We start from the raw sequence: 11,282 nt of genomic DNA, 5'->3' as shown, positions 1-11,282 counted from the left end.
GTCACCCGCCCGTCACCGCAGGTAGAAGGGGTAGACGAGGTTGTCGGGGCGCAGGTCGACCAGCCGGACGTAGGTGATGTCGATCCACACCATCGTGGGCTCCTCGGCCGCCGTGACGGCGACCTCGGTGACCCGGATCCGGGGCTCCCAGCGGGCCAGCGCGTCGGCGATCCGCTCGCTCAGCGCGGCACGGGTGGCGGCGTTGTTCGGGGCCATCAGGTAGCTCCGCAGCCCGCAGCCGAAGTCGGGCCGCATCACGCGCTCCCCGGGTTCGGTGTCCAGGATCGTCTCGATCGACTGCCGCACCAGCGCCATCCCGCTGGCCCAGGCCAGGCCGCCCTGCGGCCGGAGCGGGAAGCGGACTCCGGTGCCGAGCCAGGCGTCGGCCGGGGTGGTAGAGGCTGCCGCCGCCGGGGCCGCCGGGACTGTGGTCGAGAGGTCGGATGCTGCTGCCATGCCTCGATGATGGGCGGCAACCGTCACCGGAGCGTTTCGCCCCGCGCGGGCGGCCCCGGCGGGAGATGCCGCGGCGCGGGCTTCCGCCTGACGGCGGGCCGGGCCGTCACCACCAGCCCGCCGGCATGACGTTGAGCATCTCCCGGACGGCCCGGTTGTACTTGGCGCCGAACTTCGACCTGATGTCGTCGATGTCCTTCTGGATCGCACCGTGGTACCTCCCCCTGCCGATCAGGTTCCGCTGGTCCGTCCGGTGCTCCTTGGAGGTCGCCCAACTGCCCCAGCTGGCGGTCTCCTTGTGGTCCCGCCGGTCCATCTGGATCGCCGGGCCGTTGGTGTCCAGGTGGACCACGGAGTTGGGCGGGATGTGGTTGATCTCCGTCCCCGGCACGTTGTTCCTGGTGACCGGGTCCTTGAGGTCCTTGTAGAGCCCGCCGCGGTAGACGTGACCGGGCGGCGCGACGTCGGGCGGCTGGCCCCCGGCGGCGGTCGCCGCCGTCCTGGCGCTGACCCTGGCCACGTTCCTGACCCTCGGGCTCATCCCGGCCGCGATCACCCAGTCGCCCGCCTGGAGTTCGGCCGTCAGCTCGGTGAATCCGTACGTCCGGCGCAGTCCGGCCAGTGCGTCCCGGATCCCGGCCGTGTCCAGCGGGTCCTGGTGCGAGTGTTCGGCGAGGCCGCCGAGCGCCTGGAGCCCGCCGAGCCAGCGGTTCTGCTTGGCCGGGCTCGGGACGGCCTCGTTCCCGGACTGCGGGGCGCGGACGGCCGTCGGCGGGGCGGCGGGGCCGGCCGGCCGAGCGGGCTTCGCGGCCTTGGCGGCCGGGGCTTTGGGGGCGGGCGACTTGGGAGCGGACGCCTGCGGAGCGGGCGCCCCGGGGGCGGCGGTGTCCTGCCAGCCGCCCGGCCTGGCCTCGTCGGCGCCCGACTTCTGCGGCACCTGCCTGCCCAGCAGGTCCCCCATGAACTTGTCGGCGCTGAAGGCCACTTCGCCGAACGTCAGCTCGGGACGCCGCCCCGACCCCAGGACGTAGTCGGCGAGATCGGCGCCGATCCCGAACTCACCGGGCAGCGGGTACTCCAGCTGCCCGAGCGGCCAGTCCCACCGCCTGCTCGGCGCGGGCGACCACCAGGGACTGACCAGATCGACGAAGAGCTCGCCGCCGAGGGCGAGGGAGGGCCGGGCGGCCAGCTCCAGGTGCCCGCCGAGGAAGAACTCGCCGTGCTTGCCCGCCCCGGGGTCGGCGACCTCCCGGTAGCCGATCCTCGGGGTGGCCTGAAGATAGCCGCGGATCGCGGCGGTCGCATCGATCCCGACCCCGAACTTGATGTCGTGCCCGACCAGTTCGACACCCGCCCCACCCTGGGCGGTCAACCGGACCCCGGCGCTGATCGGGACGTCGAGCGTCCCGGTGAGCGCGAAGTTCTTCAGCACCTCCGGCTTGGTGGACCAGGTGCCGGTCAGCTCCATTCGCTGCAACGTCCCCGGGCCGAGGCCGGCGAAGACCCCGAGGCCGATGTTCGCGAAGACGAAGACGTTGCCGACCAGCGGAATCCCGTAGAGGGCACGGACCTCCAGCTTCGGCAGGTCCTTGGCCCACCGCTCCGCCTCGAACAGCGGTTTCTCCAGGTGCGGGGTGATCTTCCCGACCACCGTCACATCGCCGAGGTGGTCCACCACGACCAGGGCCGCACCGCCCAGCCAGTCGGCGAGCCGGACGTCGACCGTGCCCCAGCCCGCGACCACCCGCGGCCCGGGGCGCGGGGCCGCCGGGGCCGTCGGAGCCGGGGGTTCGGCCCCGGCTACCAGGCCGTCCGTCAGCTCCCGGGCGGAGGCGGCGTCCGTGGCGACCAGGGTCAGCCGACCGCCGAGCTTCTCGCCGGTGTACCCGACGCTTCCCCGGACATCGACGACGCCGCCGGCGAAGACCGCCGCCAGCTGTCCGGTGAAGCCCCGCAGGGCGACGTCCACCACGGCTTCGCCCGTCAGCGCGCCGTCCGGGCCCCGGGTGATCGGCACCGTGACCGTGCCGAGGCCGGGGACCGTACCGGTCGCCGTCGCGTCGAAGGCCACCGTCTCGTTGGCGAGGCCGAAGGTGCCCGTGGCGCTGAGGAAGCCGCCGAGCTCGAAGCGCATCCCGGTGGCCTGCACCGTCAGCACCCGGCCGCGCAGTTCGTTGACCACCCCCGGCAGCCGCAGCCTGCTCAGTCCGGTCCAGCCGAGCGCCTGGCCGTAGGTCTCGACCTGGTCGATCAGCCCGCGCGGGCCGCCGACCAGCCGGCCCTTGACCAGTGCGGCGGCATGGCCCTCCAGCGCACCGGCGGCGGTGGTGCGGACGGCGAGCACCGGTTCGATCCCCCGGTCGCGCAGCGGGAGGAAGAGCGGGTGCAGCAGCGGCACCGGCTGGAAGCCGTCGCCAGGTCCGGTGGCCAACCCGGCCTCGGTCTGCCGCAGCAGCAGCGTCCCGGCGGCGACGCTGCCGAGCCGCACCGGCACCCGGCCGCCCGCCGGGCCCGTCCGGGCCAGGTACTCGGCGATGGCCGGGGTGGCGGTGAGCGGAACACCGCCCTCCAGCGGCAGTTCGTCCCGCAGGCCGCCGATGCCCGACAGTTCGCCGGCCAGCCTGCCCGGCTGCGGCGGAGCAGCCGCCGTGGGAGCAGGCACCTTTGCGGGGGCCGGCTGCGGTGGGGCCGGGCGCTGTTCGCGGTCCTGTGCCATCACTCCCCCGTACGAAGCCGCGGGCCGGTCACCTGCCGCCCCCGCAGAGCGGGTCGGGCGGGGAGCACTCCACCGGTGGCTCGGCGGGCCGCGCCGCCGTGGTCGGGTCGAGGGCGGCCGGCAGCTCGGCGGCGTCGGCGGCGGGGAATTTGCTGTCGGCGGCGGCGAGCCTGGCACTCGCCCCGGGGGCGCCGAGCAGGGCGTCCAGCATGGTGCGGTCCGCCGACGGCGGGGCGGGCGGCCCCGGGGCCGTGGGAGGCAGGTCGGCGAGCGTGCCGCCGCCCGCGAAGTACGCCTTGAGCAGGGCCATCGCCGCAGCGGCCGGTGGCAGGCAGAACCGCAGCGCCAGCAGCCACCACAGCTGGAAGAGGAACACCACGACCGGCAGGAACAGGCTGAACACGAAGAACGCCACGATGGTGAGGAGTTCGATCGCGAAGGTGCACACCCTCGGCGAGGTGCCGCCCACCGAGCCGCCGCTCGGTATCCCGCCGCCCGGGTCGAAGGAGAGCTGGGACTGCGGCGGGCTGGTGACCACCGCGCCACCGGGGCCCGGCGGCTGGCCCGCGCGGGCGGCCAGGGTGCGGAAGTCCGGCAGCCGTACCGACACCTGACGGTTCTTGCTGCCCTGCGGGTCGAAGAAGGCGGCCAGCCGGAACGGCTCGGTCGGCGCGCTCCAGGACACCTGCGGCGGACACCGGCCGTCCCCCGGCGCGGACTTGCGCCGGACGAAGCAGCGCAGCTGGTAGACGGCCTCCTCGTCCAGCTTCGGGGCGCCGTCGGCGTCGTGCTCGCCGGAGAAGGTCGGCACCGGGCCGAACCAGAGCGAACGGGTCGCCGCCGCCGCGCACTTCTGACCGGGATTCGGCAGCCGCCACATCGGCAGGACCTGGTCCTCGGGGGCACCGTCCGGTCCGACCGGCTGCCACCGGCCACGGCCGGTCGGCCCGACCACCCAGCCCTCGACGACCTCCGTCAGGCCGAGGCGGTCCCGCCAGTAGGTGTCCCCGGGGTCCAGGGACAGCCGGTGCGCGGCATCGGCCCACACCACGTCGTCGACATCGCTCTCACGCAGCGACTCCGGCTTCGCCCCCGCGCTCTGGGCCGCCAGCAGGCGCGCGGTCAGCTGCCGGGCCAGCCGCCGGACCACCAGCGGCCTGGCGGTCACCCGCATGGTGAGCCTGCGCATCACCAGGCCGACCTCCAGCTCGTCGGCGGGGCTCGGCCGGGGCAGCCCGGGACGGTCGCAGAACAGCTCGACCGCCACCGCGTAGAAGCGGTCGTGGCTGGGCTGGTACAGCTTGCGCAGCTCGGTGCGGACCAGCTGGTGGGTGGCGAACCGCAGCCGCCCGGCGCCCCGCCGGGCGGCCGGCACCGCGACCGGGTAGGACCAGACGTCCTCGGCGGCGTCGAACGTCAGCGAGTCCCGGGGATCGGCCAGCAGCCGCTGCACGTACTCGGCGGTGTCGTACTTCTGGACGGCCGGCCGCTCGGCCGCCGGGCTGAACCGGTCGTAGCCGCCCCGCTCGCAGACGTACCAGGGGGCGCGCAGCTTGAATCCGTGCTCCACCGCGCTCACCAGAGGTTCCCCGCGCCGGGCGTGTAGGCGGGCGACATCACCATCTGGTCGGCGACCAGCGTGCCGACCTTGACCAGGCCGGTGAAGGTGGCGAGCGCGGCGTCCACCTTCACGGCCGGCGCCGTCACCTCGACCGACACGTTGGCCTGGACCTCCACCGCCGTCGCGGTCAGCCGCACGACGCAGCCCCCGGCGTGGCGGATCGTCACCTGCTGCGTCGCGTCGTCGAGCGTCACCTGGTGGCCCGAGGCCATGGTGATCCGCACCTTGGCGGCACCGCCGGTGTCGTCGAACTCCAGCCGGCTGTCGGCCCGGGAGCGCAGCAGCCGGATGTCGTTGGCCGCCTCCGGGGTGTGCGGCAGCGGCTCCCGGCCGTTCCAGGCCGCGCCGATGACGTACGGGCGGCGCAGGTTGCCCGCCTCGAAGGCGACCACGACCTGGCTGTCCACCTCGGGCAGGACGAGCAGGCCCTGGTCCGCGTCGGCGTACGGGGAGCAGAGGGTGGCCCAGGCCCGGACGTCCCGGTCGCCGTCGGTGCCGAGCCAGGGGAAGCGGACCTGGACCCGGCCGAGCCGCCGCTCGTCCACGATGTCCGTGACGATCGCCGGGTAGACGCCGAAGTAGCCGGGAACGGCACCGTCGGGCGGTGCGGACAGAGCCAATCAGACCACCCCGTTGAGCGTCGGGCGTTCGGCCTCGAAGCGGGTGCGGAAGCCGTGTTCCAGATCGAAGGTGTGCCGCATCCGCGTCACGTAGTACCCCGGCCCCTCGAACGGCCCGCCGACCGACTCCAGGGTGAGCCGGGTGCCCACCAGCAGGTCGGGCGTGCCGTTGGTGACCCCGGTCGCGGTGACGAACCGCCGGCCCCGGCGCAGCATCTCCGCCCGCGCCCAGGCGCTCGCCTCCGCCGGGCCCAGGGCCGCCTCGCGGACCCGCAGCGTGGTGCTCGGGCCGAGCGCCCGGCCCAGCAGCCGCGCGCCCGTCCGCCCGCCCGCGAGGGCCTCGGCCTCGACGGCCTCCGGCCCGGCCCGTTCGTCGATCGGCTGCCGCTGCCCGGCGTCGTACCCCGTCACCACGACCTCGCTGCGCTGGTGCGCGAGGTCCGCGGCGAACCGGGCGGACAGCAGGTCGCGGCCGAACACCAGGGTGACGGCGCCGGCCTGCCGCCCGGAGCGGGAGGAGAGGTTCAACGTACCTCCCGAGCACCAGAGTTCGGCCTGCAGCAGGCGGGCCCGCTCGCGCAGGAAGGCCAGGTCGCTCTGGTTGAGCTGCTGGACGACGTCGTAGCGCGGCGCGTCCGCGTCCAGCTCCACGGCTGCCCGCAGACCGTGCTCGCGGGCCACCGCCTCGGCCAGCTCGCCGTCGGTGACGTCGGTGTAGGTGCGCATCCTGCGGGTCATCCGCAGCCGCATCAGCGCGTCCTCGGCGTGGACCACGACCAGTGGCGGCTCACCGTCGTCCAGCACCAGTTCCAGTGCGGAGACGGCGCCTTCGAAGACATGGCGCTGCCGGCCGAGCGGGCCGAGCGACACCCTGAGCGGGCTGCCGAGGTCGACCGTCCGGCCGTCCAGATGCGCCAGCCGGTCCTGCGGGCCCCTGGCGCCGATGCCGACGGCCAGCAGGTGCGCGCGCAAGGTCCGCAGGCCCTCGGCACCCTCGGCGACCTCCAGCCGGACGCAGTCCCGGGCGAGCTCCTGCACCAGCGTCCCGGCCACCTCGAAGACCGGGGCGACGGCACTGACGGCGGGCTCAGTCATCGAAGCCCTCCGCGGCCACCCGGGCGCGCAGCCACTCGGCGTGCGCCAGCGCCTCGGGCAGCCGCTCGGCCGGCTGCTGCCCGCCGCCGCGCTGCTCGGCCGGTGCCCCGGCGGGCACCACGTCGGTGTGGATCTCCCCGATGTGCACGCTCATCCAAGCCTCCCTGCCGGGCCGACGGACGGCCGCTGAGTGCCCCGGCGGCGCGAGGAACGCGTGTGAAGCGGGGGACGACTGTCTTCGAACCGCCCCGCTGCACTCGCCGCACCGCCCTTTCCTCGCGGCCCGGCGCGCGGTCACGCTCCTTGGGGACGCCATCTCAGGGTGCTCGGCCCGGCGTCACGGCGGCGTTGCTCGCAGTCGGCGGTGCGGCGGTCGGCGGCGGGCGGCGGCAGCTGCTCCCAGGGCGCGGACAGCCCCACCGGCGGCGGGACCTCGCTCTGCCGGGCGCGGCCGGCGAGGCTGCGCCCGCCGCCCGCCTCGCCGTCGGCCACCGTCCCCGGGTCGGCCCGGGCCCGCAGCGGGATGCCCTGGCCGTAGCCGGCGGACCGCCGGTCGGCGCCCTGCGGGACGAGTGCCCGCTGCGCAGGGCCCTGTGCTCCGCCCGGCTGCCGGGCGGCGGGCGGAGCGGCGAACGAGCCCTGTGCCCGCCCGACGGCCCGTGCGGCGGTGTCCGCGAGCACGCTGTCCGCCGAGGCCGCGATCCCACCGCCGGCCGACAGCGCGAACCCTGCCGACAGGTCGTCGGACTGCGGGAGCCCCGGGCCAAGACCGAGGGCCGCCGCCAGTCCGGCCACCGAGGTGGCCGCGGGCGCACCGGCGTAACCGGCGCCCTGCCCGGTCGCGGGACCGACGCCGCCGCCCGCCGAGACCTCGGCGCCGAGCTGCACCGCGGCACCCGCCGGCAGCGACAGCGGGCTGTCCAGTCCCCGCATCGCACCCCGCCAGGCCGCCGGGTCGAGTCCGAGGCGTGCCAGCAACTGCTGTGCGCTCTCGCCCTCCTGGGCCTGCACCACCTGCTGCGGACGGCTGGTCCCGGCCGTCCCGGGCGCGGTGCCTGGCCGGGGGCGCCCGGGGTCGGTCGCCTCCCGGGCATCCCGGACGCCCGCGCCCTTCTCGTTCGCCTGGTACCTGAAGTCCTGTTCGGCGATGGTGACGCCGACCTTGGCCCGCAGCGGGGTGCCGTCCGGGGCGAAGTAGTCCAGCTCCTCGGTGACCTGGGTGACGATCCCGTTGAAGCGCAGCGTCCCCCAGACGAAGCGGACCACCGGCGGCGGGTCCCCGGTGCTGTCGGGCGGCGGCTCCACGAACTGCCGTACCAGCGCCGTCCACTTCCGGACGTCCACGTAGTCCCCGGTGCCGCCCTGCTCGGCGGTGTCGAACTCGAGGTCGAAGGCGAGCGTCGCCCCCTCCTGGGCGGTGTACTGGCGCTTCTGGGTCAGGGTCGTGGTGCCGCCCCGGTCGGTGTTGTTGCTGCGGCTGATCCGCAGCGAGGCGGGGTTGAACTGGACGGGCACCGCCGGGCCGTCGTCCAGCACCGGGACGGGCTGGTCCCTGGCCGTGGCGGTACCGCGCCGGAGGCGTTGCAGGGTGGCGTGCGCGAGCGGTGTCATCCGGTCCTCTCCAGCCGCAGTCCCTCGTGGGCGATGTGCAGTTCCTCGATGGCGATCTCGCCGGTCCGCGCGTTGAGGGCCGGTCCGGTCAGTTTGAGCGGGAGTCCCCGGGTGAACCGCCAGTGGGCGACCACCCGGCCGCCGGACGGGTCCAGGACCTCCACGTCGCCGTCGTAGCGGGGCAGCGGCAGGGTGCCGCTCACCATGCCGTGCAGCCAGTCCCACAGGGCGGTGTCGGCACCGCCGCCGTCGGTGGGGACCAGCATGCCGCGCTTGAGCACCACCGGTTGCAGCTTCACCCGGCCCACGCCCCGCACCGTCCCGTCGTTGCGGCCGCCCTCCAGCCGGTCGCGGAGGTCGGCCTCCAGATCGAGGCCGGTGCACTCCTGGAAGCCGCCGTCACCCAGCCGGTCGGCCGCCCCGGTGCCCTGTGCGGAGACCGCGGGCGCGCGGGTGGGCTGCCGGGCGGACTCCGCCCCGAGGACGGGCGGCGGCGCGGCGCTCGGGCCCGGGGACGTACTGCGGGTCAGCCCGACCCGGAACCTGAAGCCCTGGACGAGTTCGGCCATCAGCCACCCACCGCCTCGGTAGGGCCGTCCCCGGTCCTCGGCCGGGACCGGCCGGAGCGGCGTCCACCGCCCCGCCCCGGCGCGGGCTCACCCCGTCGGGCGGTCACCCCGTCACCCCCGGTGCCCCGTCCGCGTCCTGCGCGATCCGCAGCACCAGGTACTCCAGCGGCTGCGCGGGCGCCACCCCGACCTCGGCGACCAGCCGCCCGAGCCCCTGGGACCAGGCCGGGTTGAGCCCCTCGTCGCAGCGGACGAAGAACGCCTGGTCCTCGTCGGCCCCGGCGAGCGCCCCGTCGCGGAACAGGTCGCGCAGCAACTGGGTCACCGCGCCGCGCAGTTCGGCCCGCAGCTGCGGCGAGTCGGGCTCGAAGGCGAGGCTCTGGGCCTGGCGTTCGAGGACCAGCCGGAGCATGGTCATCAGTCGGCGCACGCTCAGCTGCCGGTAGTCGGGATCGCGGGAGAGGGTACGGGCGGAGGCGAGCCGGAAGCCGTCCCGTTCGGCGTGGAAGGTGTCGATGTCGAGCAGGTGCAGCTGGTCGAGTTCGGCGGCGGTGGGCCGGTCGGCGGCGGTGACCGCGTCCACCGCGAGGACGTTCGCCGGGCCCCACGGGATGCCGAGCCGCTGCTCGCGCTGGGCGATGATCCCGGCCGCGAAGGCGGAGGGCGGCACCAGCACCGCCTGGCCGCCCCCCAGGCGGCCGGGCCCGGCCTCGGTGGCGACGACGCCCAGCCAGGGGTGGTAGGCGGCGGCGTACGAACTGTCGAAGCCCGCGCGCCACCGGGCGACCAGCCGGACGGGCAGGCCGGGCGGCACGTCCAGCAGGGCCACGAAGCGGCGCTGGCGCTCGGCCAGGGCGACCAGCCTGCCCTGCCGCCGGAGGATCTCGGGCAGCTGGGTGCGGCCGTCGAGCAGCACCTCCTGCTGCGGGGGCGGGGTGTAGACCGTCGGCACCGGGGCGGGCGGGCACGGCGCGAACTCCGGCCCGGCGGGGCGGACCGGGATCTCGGTGCTGCCCGTCGGCACGCTGTACTGCCAGAGCAGGTCGGGCACGGCGAGCAGGGCGACCTCCGCCACCAGCGACATCCGGTCCACGCCGGGAATGTCCGCGACCGCGCCCCCGGGCGGCTCCTCGCCGTCCGCCGTCCCGCTGCCGCCGACGGGGAGCAGCTCCGGCGGGAGCGGGCCGAAGAAGCTGTCGGCGCCGATACCGGCCCAGCGGTCCGCACCCGGGCGGACGCAGCCGGAGTCGGCGGCGCCGAGGAAGGCGTCCGGCGGCAGCAGGGCGGACGGCCACGGCCCGTCGGGGACGACCAGCAGCGACTCCGCGGTGAGGACGTCGCCGACGAAGCGCGGGTGGGCACTCGACAGGCCCAGGTCGGTGAAGCGCTCCTGCCGGGCCTGCGCGGGGTCGGCGTCGTCGACGGTGACCCCGGCGGTGACGAGGTCGACCTCCGCCGTGTCCGGGGCGGGCAGGGTCGGCCGGTCGAGCAGGGCGACCCGGCGGCGCAGCCCGGGGGCGGCCGGACGGTCGGCGAGTGCGGTGACCAGGGCGTAGCTCCCGGCGGGCGGCAGGCCCGGGCCGCGGATCCGCAGCAGCGAGCCGATCGGCGGGGCGAGCGCGTCGGGGAGGGTGAGCTCCCGGCCGTCGAGCGGGCCGAGGAAGTGCCGGGAGGCGACGAACTCCCAGTGCACGGAGAGCCGTTGGCCCCAGCTGCCTTCGTCCCTGGCCCGCAGGTCGAGGTCCTGCGGGGCGCTGCCGTCGGCGGCGGTCAGCCGGGTGCGGTGCAGGGCGGTGGCGTTCCCGGCCTCGGGCTCGGGGCTGCGCGGCAGGGGTGCGACGCGCAGCACGTACGCCCTGGTGCCGCCCTGGGCGAAGAACTCCCGCACGGCGTACGGAAGCAGGCCGGGCCCCTCGAAGCCGCCGAACCGCCGGAGGTAGTCGGACCAGCTGTCGAGGGCCACCGGCAGGTCGACCGGTCCGCGCGGCGCCACTCCGACGAAGCCGGCCACGTCGAGCCGGACCGGCCGGAAGGCGGGCGCCGGTCGCCGGTCGTCCCGGTAGACGCCGGGCGCGCCCAGCCGCAGCCCCGGGCTGCCCGCACCACGTGGCCCGGTCACAGGGAGACGAAGTCGATCCGCTCGGCGACGAGGTGGAGTTCCTCCATCGCGACCTCGCCGCCGCCCTTGCCGGACAGCGTGGGACCGACCCACTTCTTGGGCTGGGCGGCCCGCAGGACCCACTGGCAGACGGGGGTTCTGGCCTCGTCGTGCAGCGTCACGACGACCGTCCGGGGATCGAAGGCCCCCTCCCTGGTCGCCTTGATCCAGTTGAACAGGCGCAGGTCGCCGATGATCCCGCGCTTGAGGGTGACGTCGTCGGTGGTGTTGGTGTTGGCGATCTTGCGGACGTGGTTCTCCGGGTCGTTGCCGTTGCGGTACTCGGAGAACTTCACCTCGTTGCCCGCGCCGCTGAAGTCGGAGAAGCCGCCGGCGATCTGGTCCTCACCGCCGGTGTCGCCGAGTCTGACGAGGAAGTTGAAGGCGCCGTACGGGTTGTTGCGGATTGCCATGGGTCTGCCTCCTGCCGGGCCGG

The 11,282-nt window shown here is 75.4% G+C and carries 10 protein-coding genes; all 10 read right to left on the bottom strand.

Translation table 11 applies throughout. The features are described 5' to 3' along the window. Positions 1-12: 12 nt before the first annotated feature. Positions 13-456 carry a GPW/gp25 family protein gene (locus UK12_RS05490; protein WP_082119331.1) on the bottom strand — a complete coding sequence of 148 codons (444 nt, stop codon included), beginning with the start codon at positions 454-456 and terminating at the stop codon, positions 13-15. Between the two features lie 106 nt (positions 457-562). After that, positions 563-3,118, bottom strand: coding sequence for a hypothetical protein (locus UK12_RS05485; RefSeq protein WP_156178549.1), 2,556 nt, complete (start codon positions 3,116-3,118; stop codon positions 563-565). Between the two features lie 82 nt (positions 3,119-3,200). Further along, positions 3,201-4,751: a hypothetical protein gene (locus tag UK12_RS05480; protein ID WP_045300111.1), complete on the bottom strand. Its 1,551-nt coding sequence runs from the start codon at positions 4,749-4,751 to the stop codon at positions 3,201-3,203. Beyond that, positions 4,748-5,413: a phage baseplate assembly protein V gene (locus UK12_RS05475; protein ID WP_197084590.1), complete on the bottom strand. Its 666-nt coding sequence runs from the start codon at positions 5,411-5,413 to the stop codon at positions 4,748-4,750. Before UK12_RS05475 ends, UK12_RS05480 begins: the two co-directional genes overlap by 4 nt. Further along, positions 5,414-6,508, bottom strand: coding sequence for a phage late control D family protein (locus UK12_RS05470; protein ID WP_045300109.1), 1,095 nt, complete (start codon positions 6,506-6,508; stop codon positions 5,414-5,416). Beyond that, entirely contained in the window at positions 6,501-6,662 is a 162-nt protein-coding gene (locus UK12_RS39430; RefSeq protein WP_156178548.1) for a hypothetical protein, read from the bottom strand. The genes UK12_RS05470 and UK12_RS39430 overlap by 8 nt, the downstream gene beginning before the upstream one ends. Before the next feature lie 140 nt (positions 6,663-6,802). Next, positions 6,803-8,119, bottom strand: coding sequence for a CIS tube protein (locus UK12_RS05465; RefSeq protein WP_045300106.1), 1,317 nt, complete (start codon positions 8,117-8,119; stop codon positions 6,803-6,805). Further along, positions 8,116-8,688 carry a phage tail protein gene (locus UK12_RS05460; protein ID WP_045300105.1) on the bottom strand — a complete coding sequence of 191 codons (573 nt, stop codon included), beginning with the start codon at positions 8,686-8,688 and terminating at the stop codon, positions 8,116-8,118. Before UK12_RS05460 ends, UK12_RS05465 begins: the two co-directional genes overlap by 4 nt. Positions 8,689-8,791: 103 nt before the next feature. After that, entirely contained in the window at positions 8,792-10,807 is a 2,016-nt protein-coding gene (locus UK12_RS05455; protein WP_045300104.1) for a phage tail sheath C-terminal domain-containing protein, read from the bottom strand. Further along, positions 10,804-11,259, bottom strand: a complete 456-nt coding sequence (locus tag UK12_RS05450) for a phage tail protein (protein WP_045300103.1) — start codon at positions 11,257-11,259, stop codon at positions 10,804-10,806. The genes UK12_RS05455 and UK12_RS05450 overlap by 4 nt, the downstream gene beginning before the upstream one ends. Positions 11,260-11,282 lie beyond the last annotated feature (23 nt).

The sequence above is a fragment of the Saccharothrix sp. ST-888 genome, assembly GCF_000955975.1.
Taxonomy (GTDB): domain Bacteria; phylum Actinomycetota; class Actinomycetes; order Streptomycetales; family Streptomycetaceae; genus Kitasatospora.
The sequence above is the reverse complement of the archived record's forward strand: the minus strand, read 5'-3'. Positions and strand labels throughout refer to the sequence as shown.